The organism is Coprobacter secundus subsp. similis (assembly GCF_015097275.1).
GTDB lineage: Bacteria > Bacteroidota > Bacteroidia > Bacteroidales > Coprobacteraceae > Coprobacter > Coprobacter secundus.
In genome coordinates this window covers 922,844-948,483 of the sequence record NZ_AP023322.1, presented here as the reverse complement: position 1 = coordinate 948,483, position 25,640 = coordinate 922,844, and the positions used below count along the sequence as shown (strand labels likewise).

At 33.6% G+C, this 25,640-nt stretch carries 20 protein-coding genes; 12 read left to right on the top strand and 8 right to left on the bottom strand.

The annotated features are described in order from the left end of the window. From Cop2CBH44_RS03550 to Cop2CBH44_RS03540, 3 genes are read right to left on the bottom strand one after another with little or no spacing between them, the layout of a single operon-like run. A complete protein-coding gene (locus Cop2CBH44_RS03550) occupies nucleotides 1–1,074 on the bottom strand; it encodes a bifunctional 3-deoxy-7-phosphoheptulonate synthase/chorismate mutase type II (RefSeq protein WP_021930322.1) in 1,074 nt (357 codons plus the stop codon). A 20-nt stretch (nucleotides 1,075–1,094) separates the two neighbouring features. Continuing rightward, nucleotides 1,095–2,291, bottom strand: a complete 1,197-nt coding sequence (locus tag Cop2CBH44_RS03545; RefSeq protein ID WP_021930323.1) for a pyridoxal phosphate-dependent aminotransferase — start codon at nucleotides 2,289–2,291, stop codon at nucleotides 1,095–1,097. Further along, nucleotides 2,266–3,108 (bottom strand): prephenate dehydratase, encoded by an 843-nt coding sequence (locus tag Cop2CBH44_RS03540; RefSeq protein WP_021930324.1) that lies wholly within the window; start codon nucleotides 3,106–3,108, stop codon nucleotides 2,266–2,268. The genes Cop2CBH44_RS03545 and Cop2CBH44_RS03540 overlap by 26 nt, the downstream gene beginning before the upstream one ends. Before the next feature lie 512 nt (nucleotides 3,109–3,620). Here Cop2CBH44_RS03540 and Cop2CBH44_RS03535 point away from each other — a divergent pair. The 8 genes from Cop2CBH44_RS03535 (at nucleotide 3,621) to Cop2CBH44_RS03500 (ending at nucleotide 12,966) form a co-directional block, all read left to right on the top strand. Then, nucleotides 3,621–4,079 (top strand): hypothetical protein, encoded by a 459-nt coding sequence (locus Cop2CBH44_RS03535; protein WP_021930325.1) that lies wholly within the window; start codon nucleotides 3,621–3,623, stop codon nucleotides 4,077–4,079. Nucleotides 4,080–4,290: 211 nt separating this feature from the next. Further along, entirely contained in the window at nucleotides 4,291–5,247 is a 957-nt protein-coding gene (locus Cop2CBH44_RS03530) for an NmrA family NAD(P)-binding protein (RefSeq protein WP_021930326.1), read from the top strand. A gap of 51 nt (nucleotides 5,248–5,298) precedes the next feature. After that, entirely contained in the window at nucleotides 5,299–5,814 is a 516-nt protein-coding gene (locus Cop2CBH44_RS03525) for an NAD(P)H-dependent oxidoreductase (RefSeq protein ID WP_021930327.1), read from the top strand. Between the two features lie 5 nt (nucleotides 5,815–5,819). Then, nucleotides 5,820–6,578 carry an META domain-containing protein gene (locus Cop2CBH44_RS03520; RefSeq protein ID WP_021930328.1) on the top strand — a complete coding sequence of 253 codons (759 nt, stop codon included), beginning with the start codon at nucleotides 5,820–5,822 and terminating at the stop codon, nucleotides 6,576–6,578. A gap of 127 nt (nucleotides 6,579–6,705) precedes the next feature. Beyond that, the gene (locus Cop2CBH44_RS03515) at nucleotides 6,706–7,539 is read left to right on the top strand and encodes a CvfB family protein (protein WP_200755554.1); all 834 of its coding nucleotides are present in this window, start codon (nucleotides 6,706–6,708) and stop codon (nucleotides 7,537–7,539) included. 127 nt (nucleotides 7,540–7,666) lie between these two features. Then, on the top strand, nucleotides 7,667–8,728 hold the full coding sequence (locus Cop2CBH44_RS03510) for a leucine-rich repeat domain-containing protein (RefSeq protein WP_200755553.1): 1,062 nt from the start codon (nucleotides 7,667–7,669) through the stop codon (nucleotides 8,726–8,728). A gap of 131 nt (nucleotides 8,729–8,859) precedes the next feature. Then, entirely contained in the window at nucleotides 8,860–9,861 is a 1,002-nt protein-coding gene (locus Cop2CBH44_RS03505) for a DUF6340 family protein (protein ID WP_021930331.1), read from the top strand. Between the two features lie 111 nt (nucleotides 9,862–9,972). Beyond that, nucleotides 9,973–12,966 (top strand): AsmA family protein, encoded by a 2,994-nt coding sequence (locus Cop2CBH44_RS03500; protein WP_021930332.1) that lies wholly within the window; start codon nucleotides 9,973–9,975, stop codon nucleotides 12,964–12,966. Nucleotides 12,967–13,042: 76 nt separating this feature from the next. On the opposite strand, the gene Cop2CBH44_RS03495 is transcribed toward Cop2CBH44_RS03500, so the two are convergent. The 4 genes from Cop2CBH44_RS03495 to lon form a co-directional block, all read right to left on the bottom strand. Then, complete coding sequence (locus Cop2CBH44_RS03495; RefSeq protein WP_021930333.1) at nucleotides 13,043–14,305, bottom strand: phosphoglycerate kinase; 1,263 nt, start codon at nucleotides 14,303–14,305, stop codon at nucleotides 13,043–13,045. Nucleotides 14,306–14,419: 114 nt separating this feature from the next. Continuing rightward, on the bottom strand, nucleotides 14,420–15,250 hold the full coding sequence (pyrF, locus tag Cop2CBH44_RS03490) for an orotidine-5'-phosphate decarboxylase (RefSeq protein ID WP_021930334.1): 831 nt from the start codon (nucleotides 15,248–15,250) through the stop codon (nucleotides 14,420–14,422). A 10-nt stretch (nucleotides 15,251–15,260) separates the two neighbouring features. Beyond that, nucleotides 15,261–16,346, bottom strand: coding sequence for a peptide chain release factor 1 (gene prfA, locus Cop2CBH44_RS03485; protein ID WP_044230564.1), 1,086 nt, complete (start codon nucleotides 16,344–16,346; stop codon nucleotides 15,261–15,263). Between the two features lie 502 nt (nucleotides 16,347–16,848). Further along, nucleotides 16,849–19,305 (bottom strand): endopeptidase La, encoded by a 2,457-nt coding sequence (lon, locus tag Cop2CBH44_RS03480; protein WP_200755552.1) that lies wholly within the window; start codon nucleotides 19,303–19,305, stop codon nucleotides 16,849–16,851. Between the two features lie 239 nt (nucleotides 19,306–19,544). On the opposite strand from lon, the gene Cop2CBH44_RS03475 reads away from it, so the two are divergent. Then, nucleotides 19,545–20,255, top strand: coding sequence for a tRNA1(Val) (adenine(37)-N6)-methyltransferase (locus tag Cop2CBH44_RS03475; protein WP_021930372.1), 711 nt, complete (start codon nucleotides 19,545–19,547; stop codon nucleotides 20,253–20,255). Here Cop2CBH44_RS03475 and Cop2CBH44_RS03470 read toward each other — a convergent pair whose 3' ends face one another. Continuing rightward, nucleotides 20,256–21,758 carry a potassium/proton antiporter gene (locus tag Cop2CBH44_RS03470; protein ID WP_200755551.1) on the bottom strand — a complete coding sequence of 501 codons (1,503 nt, stop codon included), beginning with the start codon at nucleotides 21,756–21,758 and terminating at the stop codon, nucleotides 20,256–20,258. A 186-nt stretch (nucleotides 21,759–21,944) separates the two neighbouring features. On the opposite strand from Cop2CBH44_RS03470, the gene gnd reads away from it, so the two are divergent. The 3 genes from gnd to pgl are packed head-to-tail and all read left to right on the top strand — an operon-like array spanning nucleotide 21,945 to nucleotide 25,640. Then, nucleotides 21,945–23,408, top strand: coding sequence for a decarboxylating NADP(+)-dependent phosphogluconate dehydrogenase (gene gnd / locus Cop2CBH44_RS03465; RefSeq protein WP_021930370.1), 1,464 nt, complete (start codon nucleotides 21,945–21,947; stop codon nucleotides 23,406–23,408). Between the two features lie 7 nt (nucleotides 23,409–23,415). Continuing rightward, on the top strand, nucleotides 23,416–24,939 hold the full coding sequence (zwf, locus tag Cop2CBH44_RS03460) for a glucose-6-phosphate dehydrogenase (RefSeq protein WP_200755550.1): 1,524 nt from the start codon (nucleotides 23,416–23,418) through the stop codon (nucleotides 24,937–24,939). Further along, nucleotides 24,936–25,640 (top strand): 6-phosphogluconolactonase, encoded by a 705-nt coding sequence (pgl, locus tag Cop2CBH44_RS03455; RefSeq protein ID WP_021930368.1) that lies wholly within the window; start codon nucleotides 24,936–24,938, stop codon nucleotides 25,638–25,640. Before zwf ends, pgl begins: the two co-directional genes overlap by 4 nt.

Here is a 25,640-nt window from a genome sequence, read left to right as displayed (position 1 = left end):
TTAATCGTTCAAAATTTTTATTTGTTGCCTTACCGATTCTTCATGTATAGCTTGTAACACAACTTTCATAAACTCTCCATCCATCTCCATATCTTCAGCTTGATTAATACGCTTATTCAATATTTCATCATAGCGGGCAGTTTGTAATACTGGCATATCGTGTTCTTTCTTATATTGGCCTATTTCCCGAGATACTCTCATTCGTTTTGCTAGTAATTCCAGAAGCTGGTCGTCAAGTTCATCTATCTGTTTTCGCAATTCAGATAAACTCTCTGTGGTTTGAGTCGTCTCGCGTACAACCAGCATATTTAAAATATAATTCAAAACATCAGGAGTAATCTGTTGATTTTTGTCGCTCCATGCACAGTCTGGGTTACAATGTGATTCTATAATCAAACCATCAAATCCTAAATCCATAGCTTGTTGGGATAGAGGAGCAATCAATTCTCTTTTTCCTCCGATATGACTGGGATCGCAGATAATCGGTAAATTTGGAAGGCGGCGACGCAGTTCAATGGGAATGTGCCATTGGGGTAAATTTCGGTACATCTTTTTATCATATGAACTGAATCCGCGATGTATTACACCTATTCGGTGCAATCCTGCATTGTATATCCTTTCTACGGCACCTATCCATAATTCCAAATCTGGATTTACCGGATTTTTAATAAGGATCGGAATATCCACACCTTTCAATGCATCAGCGATTTCTTGTACAGCAAAAGGATTCGCAGTTGTTCTGGCTCCGATCCAAAGTAAGTCTACTCCATATTTTAATGCTTCAAAGACATGTCGTTCGTTTGCTACTTCAGTCGAAACATACATTCCGGTCTCTTCTTTCACATGCTTCAACCATACGAGTCCTTCACTTCCAACACCCTCAAACCCCCCTGGCTTTGTACGGGGTTTCCAAATTCCAGCCCGAAAAATCTTTATACCTTTATTTGCCAAATCTTTTGCTGTAGAAAGCACTTGTTCTTCCGTTTCGGCACTACATGGACCAGCTATAATCAACGGTCTTTTTTCTTCTATACCAGGTAATAAAATAGATTCTAAATTCAATGATTCTGCCATATTTCTATTTTTTATATTTTTTATAATGAATGTGTTATATGTCTTCTTATACGTTCAAGAGCCAGCTCCAACATGTCTTCCTTAGCACACAGCGAGATACGTATATATCGTTCCCCTTGGCTTCCGAAAATTATTCCTGGTGTTATAAAAACATGAGCATCATATAGAACCCTGTCGGCCAATGTAACAGCATCTTTTTCTTGTTCGGGAATACGAGCCCATAAAAACATTCCTACTTGTGACGACTCATAAGTACAATCCAGCTCTTTCGCAATTTTTTCTGCGATTTTCCTGCGTTTACGATAAAGCTCTACATTCATTTCCCGATGCCATTCTTCATCTGTTCCCAGAGCAGTAACAGCAGCAGTCTGTAATGGACGGAACATTCCAGAGTCTATATTACTTTTTACCCTAAGAATCCATTCCACAAATTGAGCATTAGTAGCCAACATTCCGATACGCCATCCGGGCATGTTGTGGGACTTACTCATAGAATTCATTTCAATGCAGATATCTTTTGCTCCGGGAATGCTGAGAATACTTAATCTTTCATTGTTAAGGATAAAACTGTATGGATTATCATTAACAATAATGATTCTATGCTTTTTGCCAAAATCTACTAATTTTTGAAAAAGTCCCTGTGTTGCCGGAGTCCCGGTAGGCATATTCGGATAATTAACCCACATTAATTTTACTCCCGATAAATCTTGTTTCTCTAACTCATGAAAATCCGGCATCCATCCGTTTTCAGGTGTCAACTTGTATTCAATCAAACGAGCCTCTGCCAAACGACTCACCGAATGATAAGTCGGATAACCCGGATTAGGTACCAAAACAGCATCTCCTGGATTGAGAAAAGCTAACGAAATATGTAATATGCCTTCCTTTGAACCTATTAAAGGCTGAATTTCTTTCTGTGGATCTAACTCTACATGAAACCACTTGTTATACCAATTAGAAAAAGCTTTTCTTAATTCCGGTATTCCAACATACGGTTGATATCCATGAGTATCCGGACGTAAACTGTCTTTACATAAGGTTTCTATTGTTTTAGGATGAGGGGGTTGATCTGGACTTCCTATCCCCAGGCTAATAACCTGCTTTCCTTGAGCATTCATTTCCGCAATTTCGCGGAGTTTTTTCGAAAAGTAATATTCACTGATACTATTTACCCGATTTGCGGGTATAATATTAAAGGGGTTGGTTGAATTCTGCATATTCTCCAAGAATTTTAAAATCTTTTGTTAATGGCTTTATTGCGTCAAGAGCTTGTCTATACCGAATATAATTATCGAATGTCACGTCAACATAAAAACGATATTCCCATTCTCGACCAATAATTGGTAATGATTGTATTTTTGTCAAATTGACATCGTAAAAAGAAAGGATAGTAAGTACTTTTGATAGACTTCCTTGTGTATGCGGCAAACTAAATACTAACGATGATTTATTTATTTTTGATTCATCAATAAGTTCATCCTTCTTCCAACTGTCAGCCAAAACCAAAAAACGGGTAAAATTGCGCTTATTCGTTTCTATTCCTTCAGCTAATATATCTAATCCATACAATTCAGCCGCTAATGAACCACAAATTGCAGCATGTCCTTTCAATTTATGCTGAGCTATCTCCAATGCACTGCCTGCAGTATCTCCTTTTTCTACTATTTTAATAGACGGATATGAATGAAGAAAATCTGAACATTGCATCAACGCTATTGGGTGAGAATTTATTTCCGTTATTTTTTCTATTGTTTCTCCCGGAAGTGCAGCTAAAACATGCGAAATTCTGAGTTTATACTCACCAACGACACAAAGTTCACTTTGTCTAAGTAGTTCATGATTTTGTAAAAGAGAACCCGCAATTGTATTTTCTATCGCCATAATCCCCAGCAGAGATGTGTCTTTACTCATATGTGTAAATAACTCATCAAAAGTCTGGCATGGGTCTATCTCAATATCTTCATCCCTGAAAAAACGTCGTGCGGCCATTTCATGATAACAGCCCGAAATACCTTGAATCGCAACTTTTTTCATTACAATTTATTTTTTGTATTTAAAAAATCCCACCTTTTTTTGAAAAAGGCGGGATATGATTTTTATTCATTTACCATATACGTTATCTATATCCCACCTTATGATTTTCATAAAGTAATAAAAATAAAAAACAAAAAAATAAGTATAGGTTAACATCAGCTTTTATCTTAAATTGTTATCAAAAAAAAATCCCGTCATAGGACGGGATTTTATATTTGTTATTGTATTTGTTTTTATTTTTTGTATGCATAAAATCCCGTTTCACTTCCTGCTAAAGTAAAAGTAAAAAAAGAAATAATATGCGTAACTAAAATTCTTCATCTCAACATCAACATTATTTTGTTTTGATGTTGCAAATGTAATGAATAGTTTTTTTTCTCAAAACAAATTGCTATTTTTTTTTGAAAAAAAGTACACATAAAAAATTCGAAGGTGATATTAAAAGAAAAGTAACATTTTTCTATAATTATCATTTTTTTTCTATCTTTGACTCATAAAAGGAGAAATATATTATGGAAGCTGATAAAAAGGAGCTCTATGACGATATAATTGAAGCATTCATTTCTGCAATAAAAAAAGCAAATGCCGATAATTCATATTCATTGTCAGATATGTATGTTTGTTTCAAGTATGATGATCTTTCTTTGTCTATATATGACGATATGGAAAGGTTGTTATTGCAAACGACAATAGATGCTTGGGAACCTTTGAAAAGTGAATCGGTCGACTTCAATGAAGTTGTAATTTCGACTCTGAAAGATGTTCTTAATAGTGATATTATGAAAAAAGAGTTCGATACAGTCAATTTTGTTGGGCCTTTTTCTGTCATATTAATCGATGAAGAATATGAACAGATTTGTGAACTTATTACAATAGATAAGGATAACATTTTCCTCGAAGACGATTTTTTCAGTAAAATAGACAAAGAATTGGATGATTTTTTTGAAAAATTAATGTCTGATGTGAAATAATAAATCTCAGTCGCAAAACATATTTTTTCTATAATTAATTGAAAGACCTTTATACATTTTGTGATGGGGTACTTAAAATGATAAAAGATTATTAGAAATAATTATTTTTTCAAATGAAGATTGGGCGAATCTCATTTTTGGGCAAACATAATTTTTTATATAATTCTTAAACAAATCGTATAAGACATCTGTTTTTATAATAAAAATTTGTATGATATTATTAACAGATGTTTCCGATTATTTAGGTAAAACTATTTTATCCAGACTACAATCAAGTGAACAATGGGAAAAAATAAGGGTAATAGTACCACCTGAAAAAAATTTCCATATAGAAAAATATGATAAAACCGAATATGTCACAGGTAGACTAAATGACCATCCTTTCTTAGACAAGGCGCTAAAAGATATAGACACTCTGATACTTAATACCTCCAATATTTTATATGATTATCGAGCTTTGTTCAAAGCTTTAATTAGTGCAGCCAAAGGAAATGAAATAAATCATTTGATATATATCAGTTCTGTATTAGCCGAAGATTCGTCTGACACTATAGCTCATGAATGTCACGAAACAGAGTTGTATATATATCAATCTGGAATACCTTATACTATACTTCGTATAAATATACTAATGGAACAACTTCCGTTTTTTATAGGCAATCCTTATGAAAATGAAAAAATATATTATCCTGGAGGAAATGGAAAAATAAATTTTATTTCTTCAGTTGATGTCTCAGAAGTTATTTTTCATATTTTAAATAATAAGACTTCTAAAAATAAAATACATATACTTTCTCACGAAAACGGATATACATTTTATGATATAGCTTCAAAGTTGTCACAAATAAAACGAAAAAATATTTTTTATGAAGATATTGATCTTCACATATACGAAGAAGCGTTATCTCAGACATTCCTTTCCGTTGATTCTGTCAATCGACTATGTAATATAGCAAGGAGTATAAAACAAAATAAATTCAATATATCAGACTACACTTTGCAACAAATATTAATATCTCAAGTAAATAATAAAAAAAATATTGCTCAAAACATTAAAGAGTGGTTTTTCTGTAAGGAAAATAAACCTTTATTATTAAAGCATTCTATTAAAAATTTACCGGATTTTTTATCAGAAGCCGAGTGGAATAAAATATATACGCTTTTTTAAATTTTTTTCACCCAACAATAACTATCTTTGAATTTACAAAATAAATATACAATGGAAAAGTTTAAAGTTATAATCCTGTTAGCTCATCCGAATATTCAGGATTCTCAGGCTAATAAGGCTCTCATTGAAACCATAAAAGAATACCCCTATGTTGGAATTATCAATTTATACGATAATCCTTATGATGTAGAAATGCAAATAAATATGATAAGCGATTCTAAAGCTGTCATATTTCAATTTCCTCTATATTGGGCTAGTGCACCATCAGAACTAAAAAAATGGATAGATGACGTTTTTACACCTATCTCAAAAACAAATATAGTAAAGGATAAGCCTTTGCAAATTATAACAACAACAGCGTCGGAATATGAAGCATATCGTTCTGGTGGCAGAAATAAGTTTACGTTGGACGAGTTACTCCGGCCATATGAAATGTTAGCAAATCATTCAGGAATGAAATGGTGTACTCCAATGGCAGTATATGGAATAAATACACCATCAGTAGCTATCAATATAGAAAAAGGGAAAAAAGAATACCGTAATATTATAGAACAACTTATTAAATAGATATTATGAAACAATTTATTAGTCTTTTTATTTTATTCACCATATTATTTCCCAGTTGCAAATCAGTGCAAACACCCTCTATTACAGGAAAATGGGAAGTAACAATATTTATTTCCAATAATGATACACTAAAGTTACCCTCTTCTCCAGCAACAATTCTATTGACTGATACAGGAACTATTTACGGTTCTGGTAGTTGTAATCGATATTTTGGGACTTATACTTTCAAAGGAAAAAATAAAATAGATATTGTACCCACAGGACGTACGCAAATGTTTTGTCCTGAAATACTTTTTGAAGATACCTTTATTAAAGCGCTTGAAGATATCGACAACTATTCGATACAGGACAGTGTCTTAGTACTTTCAAATAAAAGCAAAGATATAATTTTAAAGCTATCGCATTTTCAGGATAAAATCATTGGCGTATCCAATGACAGTCATGGGTGTAATACTGCAGCCGGATATACATGGTCTGAAATACGAAATGAATGTATCCGGGTTTTTGAAGATGGAATTAGAGTAAATCCTGTAAATGATCCACAAGCTACGACATCGGCTTTTATCATTTTCTCAATAGATTCTTTGAAAGCAGAGATATTCTTACCTGATCAAGATGAGCGTCCCATATTGAGCAGAAGAATTCTTCCCAATGGGAAATATGCATGGAACATGGAAGACGATGATACATACAATATCAGGTTTACAGAAAATCAATGGGTAATTGAAAAAAGGGGGAGAATTCTATATTCTACAAAAAGATAAAACATAATCGATATTGTGATAAAACGTGTTGGTAAAATTTCAATTATTTTTATTGATACTTTTTTATTATATCTCATAATAACGAAATGAAAATTGTATCTTTACAAAATGAAAATTGAGTATAACTATGGTACAAATTGGTAAATATAATACATTAGAAGTCTTAAAGAAAGTTGATTTTGGAATATACTTGAAAGGCGACAATAATGAGGAAATATTGCTCCCATCTCGTTATGTTCCTCATAACTGTCGGCTAGGAGATAAAATCGATGTATTTGTTTATCTTGATTCTGAAGATAGAATTATTGCTACTACAGAACATCCGTATGCCCAAGTCGGAGAATTTGCTTATTTACAAGTAAAATCGACCAATCGAGTAGGGGCATTTCTCGATTGGGGGTTGATGAAAGATATCCTTGTCCCTTTTCGCGAACAAAAAATGACAATGAAGGAAGGATATAGTTACATAGTGTACCTATATGTCGACAGCGAATCGCAACGCATTGCAGCGTCGGCCAAACTTGATAAATATCTTGATAATGTTCCTATAAACTATGTCCCTAACCAAGAAGTCGATATATTAGTAGTACAAAGGACAGACTTAGGCTATAAAGTGATTATCAATAACCTGCATTGGGGAATGGTGTACCACAACGAAATTTTTACAAATATCGAAAAAGGAGACAAACTCAAAGGATATATAAAGCAGGTAAGAAATGATGAAAAAATAGATGTATCTCTACAACCCTTTGGTTACGAAAAAATAGATGCTTTATCTCAACAAATCCTCGACGTGCTTAAAGATAATGACAATTATTTGCCTTTATCTGACAAATCTCCGGCAGAAACTATCTATAATTACTTTTCTTGTAGTAAAAAAAATTTCAAAAAAGCAATTGGAGCTTTATATAGAAAACACCTGATTCTTATTTTGAATAATGGCATTAAAGCCATACAGTAGTTAAAATTCACAATACTCTTTTTTAATATAGAACTTTTTTTCAGTCTTATTGTTCTAATCTGTGTGAAGTTAGTCAACGTGATTGTTAATAACTATCAGTAAAGAAGGACATTAAATTTAAAAAGTTATGAAACGAGTATTGTTTACAATGGGAATGCTTTTATTGGGAAGCGTAGTTCTATTTGCGCAGAAACCGAATAAAATGGAAGTTAGGAATCTGCAAAGTTTTTTACAACAAAAATCGGCCAGAGGTGACACAAATGCTGATAGGCTCGAAATTTCCAGCATAAATTCACCTATGACGTGGAAAGGAGTAGTCTGGAATAATGGACAAGTACAAGAAATCAATTGGAAAGACAAAGACCTGGCTGGAGAATTAAACGTAAAAGGCTTTACAGCGCTACAAAAATTAGATTGTTCCCGAAACAAAATATCAGCAATCAATGTAACAGGTTGTTCTTCCTTGAATACATTGAATATCAGCCGTAATATCATTTCTAATTTGGATCTTACCGGCTGTTCTGCTTTGGTCAAATTAGATTGCTACAAAAATCGATTAACAAACTTAGACCTTTCTGCACCTACTTCTATCAAAAATTTGAATTGTTCAAACAATCTTTTTGTCGAGCTAAATGTTTCTGCTGCACCGACATTACAAACTCTTAATGTACAAGGATGTCATTTGGAAGTATTGAAAGTAGATAGTTGTGAAAATCTGAAAAATTTATACTGCGGTTATAATAAACTGACCAATCTCAATCTTTGGGGAACTGTCAACTTACAAAATTTGAATATGGATAATAATAACATAAAAACGATGATTATATCCAAATTACCTTCGTTATTATCCTTATTTTGCAGTGATAACAATATGACAATTCTTGGTGTATTGAATTGTGATGCATTGATGGACTTAGTTTGTTCATATAACAATTTGACTTCTCTTGACCTTAGTGGAACAGATAAACTTACATTTGTTGATTGTTCTTATAATGACTTGACAAATCTTGATTTGAGTAACCGAACCTTATTACAGAGAGTTCTCTGCAATCAGAATCAATTAAATTTATTGGACGTATCTTTCTGTCCAAACTTAGTATACATTAATTGTCGGTATAATCAGATAACAGATTTGAGGACAATCGGGGATAACAATCTTCGTATGATTGCTTGTCAATGGAATTATTAGAATTAAATACATTGATAAATAAAAATATCGCTTGCTATTTTTTGTGAATAGCAAGCGATATTTTTTAACTTGGCAGGTAAAAAGAAAAATAAATTTGTAAGTTTGTATATGTAACTAATATATCAAATTGTATGAAATTATTATTGAATATATTGTGTCTATTGGGGCTGATATTGACATCATGTACTACAATTGAAAGTTTATCTTTCGACATCATACAACCTGCAAAAATCACATTTCCTGTCTATGCGCGTTCTATAACGACTGTATCGAGAAAAATGCCTGGAAAAGAGTTTAACGGGACTTATATTAATGGATACGAGAATTTGCAAAAGTTGTCAATAAAGACAAGAAAAAATTTAGGAGCTACCATAGAACGTAGTATTATAAATACCTTAAATGAAACTCAGTATTTCTCACGTATCGAATCATACGGTGAAATAGATGCAGAGGTTCTAAATAATAAAATTATACAAGGGATAAAAGATAGTACATCAACATCGTCGATCCTCTTTTTAAAATCATTTTCAATAGAACCTACATTAATTGATTTTATATATGGGCCGTCATCTGAATATTATACTTCTACTTTTAGGATAAAAATTAAAGCAATTTTTGATATATATTTGGGGTATGACATCCAACCCAAAACAATCGCATTTACAGACTCCATCAAATGGGATTCATATAGTACCAATAAAGAAGACTTACATCAATTTATTCCGGACATAGATGAATGCTTAAAAGAAGCTGCCGAATATATAGGAAACAAAGTTGTACAACAATTATTACCAAGTAATAAAAATGTCAAGCGTTTCTACTTTAACACTTCATCTCCTATTATGAAGGATGCAGATCGTTATTGGAAAAGTGGAAACTATGACTATGCATCGTATTTATGGGAATATATGTACGAAACTAATAAAAAAAATTACTTTAAAGCTATGGCTGCCGCAAATCTTGCATTATATAATGAATTGAAGGATAACTATATACAAGCTGAAATATGGGCTAAAATATCAATAGATTTATTCAAAGACAATTCAGAGGAACGAAAAATGATGGAAAACTATTTAAAAGAATTGAAGAAAAGAATAGAAGACGATCAAATATTGCGTTTCCAGTTAATTTAAATTTATTAAAGGTATAAAAATATAATCGAATCAAAAGCAATTATTTCTATTTCTAATTACAAAAACGTATATAGGTTTGTATCTTTGTATGGGTTATAAATTTTTATGAATATGAATACACGTATAAAAAAGAATCTGAAAATAACAATTATCTCTGTTGTTTCGTTTTTATGTATAATATTTATAATAATTGCTATTGTAATCAATTTTATCTTTACTCCGACCAAATTGACGCCACTGGTATTGAAAATTGCCAATGAAAATCTAAATGCTCGAATAAATATGTCGAGCGTAGACCTAACATTTTTTTCATCATTTCCTGATTTTGAACTACGAATAGAAAATGGTTCTCTTATCTCCAACGTTTTTAATGATAGTATAACAAGAAAGCAAGATTCTCTATTGACATTTTCAAAGTGTGCTATTTCTATAAAACCATTACAGTATATTTATAATAATAAAATCGCTATTAAATATATTCTTTTCGATAAAGCTTCGATATATGCTTACATATCTAAAGAGGGACAAGCTAACTGGGATATTATCTCTACAGATACGACTGCATCCACTATTGACACGACAGCATCTTCATTTAACAGCGATATAGATATAAAGAGAATTATATTCAGGCAAGCTAATTTCTATTTTGATGACAGAAATACGGATATTTATACCCATATAGACAGCCTGAATCTTAAAATGAAAATGTCATTAACTCCAGAAATTTCAGAGTTGAAACTAAGTAGTAATTGTAAAAATTTGCTATTTTGGCAGAAAGGTGAGTTATTGATGAACCATTTAGCCATAGGATTGGATACTGATTTGGCAGCTAATAAAAAAACAAAAGCATTTGCAATAGATAATGCAAAAATCAATTTAAACGGATTACAGCTTGCAGCCAATGGAGAACTAAAAAGAGACACAACCCATAAAGTACTTATAATGGATATAGACTACGGGTTACAAGCCCCTTCCGTTGAAAATGTTCTAAAAATGATTCCTAAATCTGTGATAAAAGATAATAAAATAACAGCGGAAGGCCAGGTAGAAATGTCTGGAAAAATAAAAGGAGAATATGGAGATAAAAAACTGCCAACTGTTTCTATGAAACTCAATATAAAAGATGCCTCAGCCCAATATAAAGGAATGCCTTACGGTATAGATAAGTTAAGCGCTGACTTGGATATTTTTATAGATATAATGAGAAATACTCCATCTTATGCCAATTTGAAGATTTTTAAATTTTTAGGAGCTCATACGGATATTTTGGCTGATGGAAAAGTCGAAAACTTATTAGGTGATCCCTATATTACATTTTATACAAAATCGACAGTAGATTTTAATGCATTAGCCCAGACATTTCCTCTCCAACCCGGTGTAACTTTAGGTGGAATACTGACTGCTAATCTTGATTTTAAGGGCAAACTGTCTTCTATAAAAGCACAAGATATTGGACGTTTATATGTTAAAGGTGACGTTGGTATAAAAAATGTAATTATAAAAGATACTAACAAAAATTTTGATTTTACCGGAGATGCATCATTGAATTTCAGTGGCGATAAAGCTTTATCTGCCAAAGCAAGTATTTCTTCTGTAATCCTCAAAAGTAAAATTGCAAATTCGACAATAGATAGTCTATCCATTTCTGCTGCGTCTCCTGAAGGCTTACCGGACACTACAAAGATTATCCCATTGAATCTTCATGTAAGAATGCAAAAATTAAGAGCATCTCTAGGAGATAGTATCAAATTGTACAGTGGAAGAACAGAAGCTGATCTTCAATCAAGGCCTTCGAAGAAGAATATCAAGAAGCCAATATTTACAATCAAGCTTAGAACCGATTCTCTTTTCTTTAAGACAAATGATGCAAAAATGGCTATGGATTTGGCTGGATTCAATATAACGACGTTCCAAACCCGGGATTCCCTTTGGATTCCACAGGGAACTATTGGTTTTAACCGATTACATTTTATATCTAAAGACTTTGGATTACCTATTCGAATGAAAGAAACCAGTGTAAATTTTGAAAGACGAACTATTTCTTTAAGGCAAGCGAAAATAAGAATTGGACGTTCAGATATCGTTGCTACCGGTTCAGTCCATAACTTAGGTCGCTTTATGACAAAGAGCGAACTTCTCTCTGGAAAACTTAATATCTCATCCAGACGTATTGATTGTAATCAATTAATTGCAGCAATGTCTTCTATTTCAGAAATCAGTGAAGATGATAATATGAATGTTTGTGACTCTATTGCAAATGAAGGAGGGGAGATGCATCTTTTCGTGATACCCAAAAATTTAGATCTCGAATTGACAACAAATGTCGATGAAGTCACATACAATAAAATGATATTTAAAAATATAAATGGAATTGTTAGATTGAAAGATCAAGTTGTCAATTTAGAGAATCTTAGTATGGAAGCTTTGGATGCACAAATGAAAACTTCTATGCTTTATAAAGCATCTAACCCTTATGTTGCATATACAGGCTTCGATTTCAATATAAACAAAATAAATATTGGGAAATTAGTAGATTTTATTCCCGAATTAGATACTATTGTTCCTATGCTGCGTTCCTTCAAAGGGCTTGTTGATTTCAATATTGCAGCGGAAGCACGTCTCGACTCTTTAATGAATATAAAAATTCCGACTTTACGTTCTGCTATATATATAAAGGGAGACAGTCTTGTCTTACTCGATGGAGAAACATTTACCAAATTGGCTAAAATATTGATGTTCAAAAATAAAAAAGAAAATATGTTTGACAGTATTTCTGTTAACATTACAGTAGAAGATGGTAATGTCAAGGTATATCCGTTCCTTGTAGAAATAGATCGTTATAGAGCAGCTGTGGGAGGAGAACAGAAACTGGATATGACCTTTAACTATCATGTGTCTATTTTGAAATCGCCATTGCCATTTAAAGCTGGTGTAGATATTTATGGAAATTTGGACAAAGTGAAATTTAAAATAACAAGAGCCAAATATAAAAATATGGTATCGCCGGCATATATTCAAAAGGTTGATAGTACTCGGATGAACATGGGAAAAGTTATCAATAGCCATTTCAGACGATTAATAAATCTGTCGCCACGAAATCAATGAAAATAAAAAAAACTTCACAATAAAAAAGCGATATTCTTATGGAATATCGCTTTTTTATTGTCTTTATACAAAATATTTATCCTTGGATAGCTTTAATCCCTGGAAGTTCTTTTCCTTCAATAGCTTCAAGTAAAGCACCTCCACCAGTTGAGACATAAGATACACCACTTGCCAATCCAAATTTGTTTACGCAAGCTACAGAATCACCACCTCCTACAAGAGAGAAAGCTCCATTCTTCGTTGCTTCAACAATAGCTTCTCCTACAGCGCGAGAACCGTGAGAGAAATTGTCAAACTCAAATACTCCTGTAGGTCCATTCCAAAGAATTGTTTTTGATTTCTTTATTACATCAGCAAATAATTCTTCAGATTTAGGTCCAATGTCAAGACCTTCCCATCCATCAGGAATTTCGTTGACAGGAGCATATTTGGTGTTAGCTTCATTGCTAAAAGAGTCTGCAATTTTTGCATCAACAGCCAAAACCAAATTTACATTTTTTTCTTTTGCTTTAGCCATCAGCTCTTTTGCTAAATCAAGCTTATCATCTTCACAGATTGAATTTCCGATTTTCCCACCCATTGCTTTTGTAAAAGTATAGGTCATACCGCCTGTAATAATCAAATTATCAACTTTATTCAATAAGTTTTCGATAATTTCAATTTTAGAAGATACCTTAGAACCTCCCATTATGGCAGTAAATGGACGGTTAATATCTTTCATGACTTTTTCTACAGCCTTAACCTCTTTCTCCATCAGATAACCAAACATTTTTTTATCAGGAGTGAAATAATCGGCAATCAATGCTGTAGAAGCATGAGCACGATGAGCTGTACCAAATGCGTCATTTACATAAACGTCAGCTAAACTTGCTAATTCTTTAGTGAACTCTTTCTGGCTGGCTTTGACAGCTTTCTTTGCTGTAGCTTTCTCTTCGTCGGTAGCATCTTCTGCCAAACCACGAGGCTTGCCTTCTTCCTCTGCATAGAAACGGAGATTCTCAAGAACCAGCACTTCTCCGGGTTTTAAATCGGCAACAGCAGCCTTAACTTCTGTCCCTACAGAATCAGCCACAAATTTTACAGGTTGACCTAGTAACTCAGACAAATGAGCAACTATATGTTTTAAAGAAAATTTATCTTCTGGACCTTTTTTGGGACGTCCCAGATGAGATCCGATAATAACACTACCTCCATCAGCAATAATTTTTTTCAATGTAGGTAATGCTGCACGCATGCGGGTATCATCTGTTATTTTTAGATTTTCATCTAATGGTACGTTAAAATCAACACGTACAAATGCCTTTTTTCCAGCAAAATTAAAATTGTCTAGTGTTTGCATATTATAATAAATTTAGAAAGTGATTCTTTTCATTTACTTGCAAAAATAAAAAATATATTAGAAATAAATTGATATTTAGTATTCTTTAATCGGTAAATAATGATACATTCTTTTTTAAATCAAATTCTTCATTTCCAGTAAAGATTTCATCTCTTCCTGTACTTTAAGTGCTTGTTCCCGAGATAATGCAGCGAAATTTTCATCTTGTCCAGCATATATGATTTGACGAGATGAATTTACCAATAAGCCGCACTGACTATTGATTCCATACTCTACAACTTCTCGTAGGCTTCCACCTTGGGCTCCGACTCCTGGAACCAATAAAAAGTGGTTTGGAACAATACGACGAACATCTTCAAATAATTTTCCTTGAGTAGCTCCTACAACGAACATTATCTGATCTTCGGAAGCCCATTCTTTCGATACCCGAAGCACTTTTTCAAACAAACGTTCTCCATTGGAATCTGTTGTAAACTGAAAATCATGAGAACCTTTATTGGATGTAAGCCCTAAAACAATAACCCACTTATTCGGGTATAACAAAAATGGTTTGACACTATCTTCTCCCATATACGGAGCAACTGTAACCGAATCAATATCTAGATGTTCAAAAAAACTCCGAGCATACAATTCTGAAGTATTTCCAATATCTCCACGTTTTGCATCCGCAATAATAAACTGGTCAGAGTAGTTCTCCTTTATATATTTTACTGTTTTTTCAAAAGCTTTCCATCCATCGATTCCAAGGCTTTCATAAAAAGCCAAATTCGGTTTATAAGCAACACATAAATCTGCCGTTGCATCTATAATCTGTTTATTAAAAGTGAAAATAGGGTCTTTCTCTTTCAATAAATATTGCGGAATTTTCTTAACATCAGCATCAAGTCCAACGCATAAGAACGATTTTTTCCGTTTAATATTTTCAAAAAGTTCTTTTCTGTTCATATATGATATTTTATAATTCACTTTCTTTTAAACGTTCGGCGTTTTCTGCCACAATCAAATGGTCTATACAATCTTGAATGTCTCCATCCATAAAAGCTGAAAGATTATATATAGTATAGTTGATTCTATGATCAGTAATACGGCCTTGCGGGTAATTATAAGTGCGGATTTTTGCCGAACGGTCACCCGTAGACACCATAGTCTTTCGTTTGCTGGCTATCTCATCCAAATATTTTTGATACTCCATATTATATATGCGAGAGCGCAATTCGACCATAGCTTTTGCTTTATTTTTTATCTGAGATTTTTCATCTTGGCATTGGACCGTTATGCCGGTAGGTATGTGTACTAAACGAATAGCAGAATAAGTGGTATTTACGGATTGGCCTCCGTGGCCAGAAGCACAAAATATATCAGTACGTATATCTTTTTCGTTAATTTCTACATCAAACTCTTCTGCTTCGGGAAGTACAGCAACAGATGCTGCGGACGTATGGACTCGTCCCTGAGTTTCCGTCACTGGGACTCTCTGTACTCGATGTACTCCCGATTCATATTTCATTGTACCATACACACTGTCTCCACTGATAGTAAAAATAATCTCTTTATAACCACCTATTGTTCCGTCACTAAAGCTTGTAACTTCGACCTTCCAGCCTTTTGTTTCACAATATTTACAGTACATTCTAAAAAGGTCTCCTGCAAAAATGGCAGCTTCATCGCCTCCTGTGCCTCCTCGAATTTCTACAATGGCATTTTTTCCGTCTTGAGGATCAGCAGGAACCAATAATAATTTTATTTTCTCCTCTAAAGCTGGTAGTTTTGATTGGCAATTGTCCAATTCTTCTTTTGCCATTTCTTTCAAATCGGCATCCTCTTCCGATTCAAGAATCATTCGAGCTTCTTCTATATGACTAAGTAAAGTTTTATATTCATCTTGGGCTTTCACGATTTTTTCAAGATCACGATACTCTTTCGTCAACTTTACAAATCTTTTCATATCTGCAATAACAGCAGGATCTGTAATGAGTGTACCAACTTCTTTAAAACGAAGAGTCAAGCCCTCAAGCTTATCTATTAAAGTATTTTCGCTCATTCTTTCATTTTGTGTTTCAAGATGCAAATATACTAAATTATTAGAGTAAAATTTAACGATTATGCAATGAAAAGAGTTATTAACCAAATAGCCCGGGATCCCCAAGCTTAAGAATTTTCTTGTCACTCAGGTCCCGGGCTATTTATTTGAGTAGTAGCATATGTAAAACATAAACTTCTACTTCTTTGTTCGGCAGAAATCGTTATTCAATTATAAAATTTGTTTATAACTGATTTTTTTGTCCAAAATAGAAGAACCAGTTGTACATTTGTATGTTGTAAATTTTGCTCAGCTCAGATTTATGAATTTCTTTTGAGGATGTTTTCTGTTTTTACAAGGAGAATAGCAGGCTATCTGATGAGTGAGAATGGGAAAAGTCCGAAAGAAAACACAAAAATGACCGGATAGTATTTTCTTATTGGAAAATTTTAAATAGGCTCTAAAAAAATCGGAATCGAAAAGATATGTTCGACTCCGATTTCTCAGTATTTTATTGCATGCTTCAATCAAGTTTTATTGGATGTTTTACTTGCTCATCCAATAATGCAAAATCAAGAACCTCTTTGATATCTCGAACATAGTGGAATGTAAGCCCCTTGAGATAAGATTCTCTTATCTCTTCTATGTCCTTTTTATTTTCTATCGATAATATAATATCCTTAATATTGGCTCTTTTTGCTGCAAGGATTTTTTCCTTTATGCCACCTACAGGAAGTACACGCCCTCTCAAAGTTATCTCTCCGGTCATAGCCAGATTAGGACGAACTTTGCGCTGAGTAAATGAGGACGCAATAGAAGTGACCATCGTAATACCAGCTGACGGACCATCTTTCGGAATTGCACCTTCTGGAACATGAATATGCACACTCCATTTATCAAATAATTCTTCATTAATATTCAACATATAAGCATGGGATTTTACAAACTGCATTGCAATAACAGCAGATTCCTTCATCACATCACCTAAATTTCCAGTCAAAGTAAGTTTCTCTCCCTTACTTTTGCTTAAACTTGATTCAACGAACAATATTTCACCTCCAACGGCTGTCCATGCTAATCCTGTGACAACCCCTGCATATTCATTTCCTTCATATTTATCTCTATTATATTCAGCAACACCCAAATAATCATGTAAATCTGCGACAGTCAATGTATGTGGATATTCTTCTTCGGAAGCTTTCTTTCGCGCTACTTTACGCATAATTTTTGCTATTTTCTTATCTAGCTCCCGAACTCCGGATTCTCTAGTATATGACTCGACAATAGCATCTAATGTCTTTTTGGGAATATCGATATCATCCTTATTCAATCCATGATTTTCTAACTGTTTTGGTACCAAGTGCCGACGGGCAATCTCGACTTTTTCCTCTTGTATATACCCACTTACATCTATCAACTCCATGCGGTCAAGCAATGGTTGAGATACGGTATTCAAATTGTTTGCTGTTGCTATAAACAATATCTTAGACAAATCATAATCAACGTCCAAATAATTATCATGGAATGCATTATTCTGTTCTGGATCAAGGACTTCCAATAGGGCTGAAGCCGGATCCCCTTTAAAGTCATTCCCTATCTTATCAATCTCATCCAATACAAAAACCGGATTTGAAGAACCAGCTTTCAAAAGGCCTTGAATAATACGTCCTGGCATAGCTCCAATATAAGTTCGCCGATGCCCTCTAATTTCTGCTTCATCATGGAGACCTCCTAAAGAAATACGGATATATTTCCTTTTCAAAGCTTCTGCAATGGACTTCCCTAAAGATGTTTTTCCTACTCCCGGAGGACCATATAGGCAGATGATTGGGGACTTGAGATCACCTCTCAATTTCAAAACAGCCAGATGCTCTATAATACGCTCCTTGACTTTTTCTAAACCGTAATGATCTTTATCCAATTGTTTTTGGGCATGTTTGAGATTAAAATTATCTTTTGTATATTCACCCCACGGCAAATCTACAAAAGTCTCCAAATAATTATATTGGACAGAAAAGTCTGGAGACTGAGGATGAAGGCGTTCCAATTTCTTAACCTCTTTCTCAAAAACTGCACCAACCTTTTCGTCCCACTTTTTATTTGCAGCCTTCTCTCTAAGTTCCAAGATATCTTGCTCTTGTACACTTCCGCCTAACTCATCCTGTATAGTCTTTATTTGCTGTTGTAAAAAATGCTCCCTTTGTTGCTGGTTAATGTCTTCACGAGTTTTTGATTGAATATCAGCCTTTATTTGTATCAATTGGGCTTCTTTACTCAGCGAAGCATATAATGAAAATGCTCTTTGTTTTAGAGAACCAATATTTAATAATTCCTGCTTTTGTTGAGCTACAATAGGAATATTTGAACACAAGAAATTAATCAAATAATAGGAATTATCTATATTTCGTAATGCAAAGCTCAATTCTCGAGTAGGCTCACCCAGTGTTTTTAGGATTTTAAATGTTAACTCTTTTATTGCTGATATAAGAGCTTCAAATTCTTTATCATTTTCTACAGGCAATTCATCTTCTAATAGAGTTATGTTACCTTTCAAATATGGATCTAAAGTTGTCAAATTATCAAGATGAAAACGTTTTTTCCCTTGTAATATCACAGTAGAACTGGAGTCGGGCATTTCCAAAATTTTTACAATTTCAGCAACGGTTCCGATATCATATAAATCCTCATACTCAGGATTATCTATAGACATTTCTTTCTGGCATGTAACCCCAATTAAGCGTTTCTTTTCATATGCCTCTTTTACCAGCTGCAAAGATTTTGGCCGGCCTACAGATACCGGAAGTGCAACGCCCGGATACATAACCATATTACGCAATGGCAAAATTGGCAAATCTGTTTTAGCCACTCCAGAACATTCCATGTCAGGGTTTCCCTCTATTTCTGTAAAAATCGGCATAATAGTAGTAGCATTCTCTTCCGTATCTTCCAACGGATTATTGTCATTAAAGAAATTCTTCATATATTTACTTGTCATTTTGTCAGGTTATTATCCTAAATACAATCATCTCTCATTATAAAACATAATGCGTTTCAATATTGCAATGAGCGTGCCAAAGTTAATCATTCAAAGCCTTACCATGAAATTATTATTATTTTTTTGTTTATTTGCATTCGAATTAGGGCTTATTCAAAATTTTATTAGGATACAAAAAAACTATAAACAACCGCTTTTAACTTATAAACATAAATATCGAATAAATGAGTAATTCATACTTTAAATTTAAACAATTTACGATTTACCAAGATAATTGCGCCATGAAAGTCGGAACTGACGGTGCTCTTTTAGGGGCTTGGTGCTCATTTCCACAAAAAGGTATGATATTGGATATTGGATGTGGAACCGGTCTCATTTCTATTATGGCAGCACAACGAACTGAAGCATTGGTAGACGGAGTAGAAATAGATCAAAATGCCTATAAACAAGCACAAGAAAACGTAGCTTTGACACCTTGGAAAAACAGAATCAATTTATATTTCAATGATTTCAATTTGTTTGCCCAAAATACTTCGACCCAATATGATTACATTGTTTCTAATCCGCCTTTTTTTAAAGATTCACTTCTTTCACCTTCTACAAGTAGAAATAATGCCCGTCACACTATATCTTTGAATTATGAAACTTTATTTTCTAAATCAACAAATTTACTGAAACCCAAAGGTAAAATAGCAATTATTTTCCCTTATGAATTAGAGAATTATATCTTTTCAACAGCGTTATTCCATCAATTTTATCCTATTCGCATAACTCGGGTAAAAGGTCATGCAAAACGCCCGATAAAAAGAATTATCGCAGAGTGGGGAAGAGAACTGGTAGAATACAAATCAGATGAATTAAATATAGAATCAATACCCGGTACATATAGTCCCGAATTTATATCTTTATTACAAGATTTCTACTTAAAATTTTAGCTAACTATTTTTCTCCATTGAATAGTTTTTAATGCCTAAACTTTCATACGCATGTCTTAACTCTTCATCATTATCACTTATCACCAGTAATTTATCTCCAATATTCAATTTTGTATGTCCTTTTGGAACAAAAAAATGCTCTGCTCTTTTCACCATTACAACTAATGTATTATCAGGCAAAGTCAAATCCATCAACTTGTTACCATTCATCAGAACATTTTCACTTACAGTAATTTCAGACATCGCTGATTTTATTTCATCCGGTAGGGAAACATCAAAGTCTTTTTTCAACTCACCATTCTCGGCAAGACCGAGCCATTTTGCCATAGGTCCAACAGTGGTTCCCTGAATAATCAAAGACACTATAGTGATAAAAAATACTATATTAAAAATAAATCGTGCATTTTCTATACCTGCTATTAGAGGGTATGTAGCAAAAATAATCGGAACAGCACCTCGCAAACCTACCCAAGAAATATAACGACGAGCATTTTTACTGAAACGCCCGAACGGTAAAACACATATAATAACAGACAATGGTCTTGACATGAATATCATAAAAAAGCCAATCAGCAAACCGATAACAGCTACCGGTAGTAACTCCGATGGATTTACTAATAGGCCAAGAGTTAAAAACATCACGATTTGGAATAACCAAGTAAATCCATCAAAAAAAGTACTCACACTGCGTTTATGCACAATTTTATGATTCCCTACCACAAGTCCGGCTATATAAACGGCCAAATATCCGTTTCCTTTTAAAATATCGGTAATAGAAAATATAAAAAAGACAAAAGCCAATAATAATACCGAATATAAAGACTGGTTATCAATATTGATTCGATTCATGAACCAGACTGTAATCCGCCCCAAGATATAACCTGATATAGCACCAATACTCAATTGCATAAATAACATCAATCCTGAATTCCAAATATCAAATTCTCCCACTTGAATAATTTGAATTAGTAATAATGTCAACATGTAAGCCATCGGGTCGTTACTTCCGCTTTCTAATTCTAAAACTGGACGAAGTTTTTCCTTTAAACCGAGCCCCTTGGACCGAAGTATCGAAAATACTGAAGCGGAGTCTGTAGACGACATGACTGCAGCTAAAAGCATTGATTCTGCTAAGCTAAGTGAAACTACTGTAGTCAATAAACCTGTAATGTAATAAATGAATAAGCCAGTGATAATAGTAGTCAACAAAACTCCTACCGTGGCCAAAACTATACCAGGGCCCAATATGGGTTTTATTTCTCGATATTTAGTATCCATTCCCCCTGAGAAGAGGATGATACTAAGAGCCATAACACCTATAAATTGAGCTTCTTTCGGATTATGAAACTGGATACCCAATCCATCACTGCCAAATAGCATTCCAACGCCTAAAAACAACAACAATGCGGGTACACCGAACCGATAACCTGCTTTACCAGCCACTACACTGATAAATAGCAATATAGAGCCTAAAAATAAAATATTTCCTGCGTTAAGTTCCATATATTTTTTATATTGTTTTTTAACAAAAATACAGATTTGAATGGATAGAACAAAATATGCATTAAATTGTCCCCAATTTTTAATGTTTTTTTTGTAAATCTGGCTTTAGCTATTTTTATTCATATATTTATGAACAATAAAATTAGTAAATTGGTTGAAATATATAATATATAAAAATGTAATCAAATGAAAAAAGCTGATATCGGGATAATAGGATTAGCAGTCATGGGAGAAAACTTAGCCTTAAATTTTGAAAGTAAAGGATATACTGTTGCCATATATAACAAAAAAGATCATCCAGAAGATGATGTTGTTGGAGTATTTAGAAAGGGGAGAGGGAAAAATAAAAATTTTATAGGTGCTGAAACTCTGAAAGAATTTGTAGATTCTCTCAATCATCCTCGGAAAATCATGATGATGATAAGGGCTGGTGAGCCTGTAGATGAAGTTAAGAACCAGCTAATTTCATTATTATTACCAGGTGATATCATTATCGACGGTGGAAACTCTGATTTTCATGATACGGAACGTCGAGTAAAGGAGTGTGAAGAGCATAAAATATTATTTGTTGGAGCTGGCGTTTCCGGAGGTGAAGAAGGTGCATTAAACGGACCGTCCATAATGCCAGGAGGTTCGATTGACGCATGGCCTCATATAAAAGAGCCATTGCAAAATATTGCAGCAAAACTCGATGATGGAACTCCTTGTTGCCAATGGATAGGGCCGGGTGGAGCCGGGCATTTCGTAAAGATGGTACATAATGGTATCGAATATGGAGATATGCAAATTATAGCAGAAGCATACTCTTTATTAAAAAATTGCGGAAACAAATCGAACGAAATGATTTCCGAAATTTTCAACACATGGAATCGTGGAGAACTGAATAGTTTTCTCATAGAAATAACAGCTCAAATATTTAGATATAAAGATAAGGATGGCTCTTTTCTTATCGATAAAATTCTGGATGTAGCCGGACAAAAAGGCACTGGCAAATGGAGCGTTATTACTGCATTGGAAGAAAATGACCCATTGACATTGATAACCCAAGCTGTATATGCCAGAATTCTGTCCAGTCTATCTGAAGATAGGAATCACGCATCGCAAATATATTCTAACTTCTCCACTGCATCACAAAGGGTTTCTAACATTGAAGCAAATGCAATCAAAAATGCTCTTTATGCTTCAAAGATAATTTCTTATGCTCAGGGATTTTCTTTACTGAAGAAAGCATCAGACCGCTATCAATGGAATCTTGATTTGGGAAGTATTGCTATGATATGGAGAAAAGGTTGTATTATTCGATCGGCTTTCCTAAATAAGATTACTCAAGCATATACTGAAAATCCTTATCTTGAAAACCTTTTGTTTGACGAATATTTTATCAATACCATTAACGGTTTATTAGTAAATTGGCGACAAGTTATTTCTGAAGGAGTATTACAAGGGATACCCTTACCATGTATGTCTGCTGCATTAAGCTATTTTGATGGATTACGGACACGACATTCGACAGCCAACCTCATCCAAGCTCAGCGGGATTATTTCGGAGCTCATACTTATGAACGGATTGATGCCGAAAGGGGCAAGTTTTTTCATACGAACTGGACGGGAAAAGGGAGTAATACAACCTCTGGGTCTTATCAATTATAAATAAATTATGAAAAAAGCAGAAAATCAAATATTAGTTATCTTTGGAGCTTCTGGTGATTTGACCCACCGAAAATTATTACCTGCGCTTTTCGAATTATATTCTAGGGACTTACTTCCAGAAAAGTTCCAAGTTATAGGAGCGGCTAGAACTCCTCAAAGTACTGACGAATTTAGAAATAAGCAACAAGCATTTATTTCTGAAGTTCTAAAAATTTCAGACTATTCCCAATTGTCTAAATTGGCAGACTTTCTTCAATTGGTAAATTACATTGATTTTGATACTGATGATGCCAAGCAATATCAAATATTGAAGGAAAAAATAATTTTTCTTGAAAAAGAATACAACATACCGGACAATATTATTTACTATTTAGCTACACCTCCTGCCATGTATGATATTATACCTATCAATTTACAAAAATGTGGTATGAATGTAAGCCTGTCCGGTGGAAGCCGAAAAATAATAATAGAGAAACCTTTTGGATATGATTTAGAATCAGCACAAAGACTAAATCATTTGTTAGAATCGACTTTTCATGAATCCGAAATATTCCGTATCGACCATTATTTAGGAAAAGAAACTGTACAGAATATTCTTGTTCTCCGATTTTCCAACGGAATTTTTGAACCATTATGGAACCGGAACTATATTGACTCTATAGAGATTATATCTACAGAAACATTAGGTGTCGAAAACAGAGGTAAGTACTATGATATTGTCGGAGCATTAAGAGATATGGTACAAAATCACTTAATGCAACTAATAGCCTTTATTGCCATGGAACCCCCAGCCACATTTGATCCAGAATCGATTCGGGACGAAATCGCCAAAGTTTTCAAAGCCTTGCATGTATATTCTCCTGAAGAAAGAGTTCACAATATAATACGAGGACAATATATGGAAGGTAATATAGATGAAAAAAAGGTAATTGGATATCGCCGTGAAAAAAATGTTGCCCCAAACTCCAATACTGAAACATATATCGCCATGAAACTAATGATTGATAACTGGAGATGGGGAGGAATTCCATTTTTCATCTATACAGGAAAACGTTTGAAAGAAAAACGGACAGAGATTATTATTCATTTCAAATCGACACCACAACAATTCTTTATCGGACAGTGCTCAGGAAGCTCATGTAATCAACTCATTATTAAAGTTCAACCGGATGAAAGTATTTCATTAAAATTCGGACTAAAGATTCCAGGAGCAGGATTTGAAGTCAAGCAAGTCAGTATGGATTTCAAATATAATACATTGAGTGAAGAAAAACTTCCGGATGCATATGAACGTCTTTTGTTAGACGCTATGTTAGGAGATTCGACTCTATTTTCCAGAAATGATGCCTTAGAGGCCAGTTGGAAATTCATTGATCCTATAGAAGAAGAATGGAAAAAACATCCATCCAAAGACTTATGTTATTATAAAGCCGGTAGTACAGGTCCTACCATAATCAGCAATTTTAGGGAACAGACATTTAGATATATTCGGAATGAGTGTGAATTGCCTATACAAAACGAAATACAATGAAAAATTTAAGAAGATATCATAATACAGACATCCTTTTTAAATCTCTAACACAAGATATAAAGGAAAAAATGGATTTGGACCTGAATTCTCTTTTTTATTTAGCTATATCTGGAGGAAATACTGCTGTAAAAATGTTTGATTATTGGATAAACAAGAATCTTATACCTATATCATGGGAACGGATACGGTTCTTTTGGGTTGATGAACGCTGTGTCCCACCAAATAATTCAGAAAGTAATTATTTTCAGGCGAAAAAGCATTTATTTGAACCGTTAAATGTACCTATGGAGCATATTTTTAGAATTAAGGGAGAAAAGAATCCACAGGAAGAAGCCTCAGAATACGGAAATCTAATAAACAATTTAGTCCCTCACAAAAACAACAAGCCCGCATTTAATACCGTAATCTTAGGTACGGGTCTCGACGGCCATACTGCATCGATATTTCCAAATAACTTATCATTATTAACGAATAATGATAATTACGCTGTCGTTCAACATCCGGAAAAACCACAAATGAGAATATCCATGACAGGAACATTGATATTAAATGCTGACTCTATAATATTGCCAATTGTAGGTAAAGAGAAAAAGGATATTATAAAAAGAATAATATCCGATGATAAAGAGGACTTATACCTTCCTGGTAATTATATTTACAAAACAGCGAAAAATATAACTCTGTATCTTGAATATATATAG

What these genes read in the sequence shown, in the direction of transcription:
- Cop2CBH44_RS03535 (WP_021930325.1), top strand. Translation starts at nt 3,621, where the DNA reads ATGGAAGCTGATAAAAAGGAGCTCTATGACGATATAATTGAAGCATTC.
- Cop2CBH44_RS03495 (WP_021930333.1), bottom strand. Translation starts at nt 14,305, where the DNA reads ATGCAAACACTAGACAATTTTAATTTTGCTGGAAAAAAGGCATTTGTA.
- lon (WP_200755552.1), bottom strand. Translation starts at nt 19,305, where the DNA reads ATGAAGAATTTCTTTAATGACAATAATCCGTTGGAAGATACGGAAGAG.
- prfA (WP_044230564.1), bottom strand. Translation starts at nt 16,346, where the DNA reads ATGAGCGAAAATACTTTAATAGATAAGCTTGAGGGCTTGACTCTTCGT.
- gnd (WP_021930370.1), top strand. Translation starts at nt 21,945, where the DNA reads ATGAAAAAAGCTGATATCGGGATAATAGGATTAGCAGTCATGGGAGAA.
- Cop2CBH44_RS03545 (WP_021930323.1), bottom strand. Translation starts at nt 2,291, where the DNA reads ATGCAGAATTCAACCAACCCCTTTAATATTATACCCGCAAATCGGGTA.
- Cop2CBH44_RS03520 (WP_021930328.1), top strand. Translation starts at nt 5,820, where the DNA reads ATGAAACAATTTATTAGTCTTTTTATTTTATTCACCATATTATTTCCC.
- Cop2CBH44_RS03525 (WP_021930327.1), top strand. Translation starts at nt 5,299, where the DNA reads ATGGAAAAGTTTAAAGTTATAATCCTGTTAGCTCATCCGAATATTCAG.
- Cop2CBH44_RS03550 (WP_021930322.1), bottom strand. Translation starts at nt 1,074, where the DNA reads ATGGCAGAATCATTGAATTTAGAATCTATTTTATTACCTGGTATAGAA.
- pgl (WP_021930368.1), top strand. Translation starts at nt 24,936, where the DNA reads ATGAAAAATTTAAGAAGATATCATAATACAGACATCCTTTTTAAATCT.
- Cop2CBH44_RS03500 (WP_021930332.1), top strand. Translation starts at nt 9,973, where the DNA reads ATGAATACACGTATAAAAAAGAATCTGAAAATAACAATTATCTCTGTT.
- Cop2CBH44_RS03515 (WP_200755554.1), top strand. Translation starts at nt 6,706, where the DNA reads ATGGTACAAATTGGTAAATATAATACATTAGAAGTCTTAAAGAAAGTT.
- Cop2CBH44_RS03530 (WP_021930326.1), top strand. Translation starts at nt 4,291, where the DNA reads ATGATATTATTAACAGATGTTTCCGATTATTTAGGTAAAACTATTTTA.
- Cop2CBH44_RS03505 (WP_021930331.1), top strand. Translation starts at nt 8,860, where the DNA reads ATGAAATTATTATTGAATATATTGTGTCTATTGGGGCTGATATTGACA.
- Cop2CBH44_RS03470 (WP_200755551.1), bottom strand. Translation starts at nt 21,758, where the DNA reads ATGGAACTTAACGCAGGAAATATTTTATTTTTAGGCTCTATATTGCTA.
- Cop2CBH44_RS03475 (WP_021930372.1), top strand. Translation starts at nt 19,545, where the DNA reads ATGAGTAATTCATACTTTAAATTTAAACAATTTACGATTTACCAAGAT.
- Cop2CBH44_RS03540 (WP_021930324.1), bottom strand. Translation starts at nt 3,108, where the DNA reads ATGAAAAAAGTTGCGATTCAAGGTATTTCGGGCTGTTATCATGAAATG.
- pyrF (WP_021930334.1), bottom strand. Translation starts at nt 15,250, where the DNA reads ATGAACAGAAAAGAACTTTTTGAAAATATTAAACGGAAAAAATCGTTC.
- zwf (WP_200755550.1), top strand. Translation starts at nt 23,416, where the DNA reads ATGAAAAAAGCAGAAAATCAAATATTAGTTATCTTTGGAGCTTCTGGT.
- Cop2CBH44_RS03510 (WP_200755553.1), top strand. Translation starts at nt 7,667, where the DNA reads ATGAAACGAGTATTGTTTACAATGGGAATGCTTTTATTGGGAAGCGTA.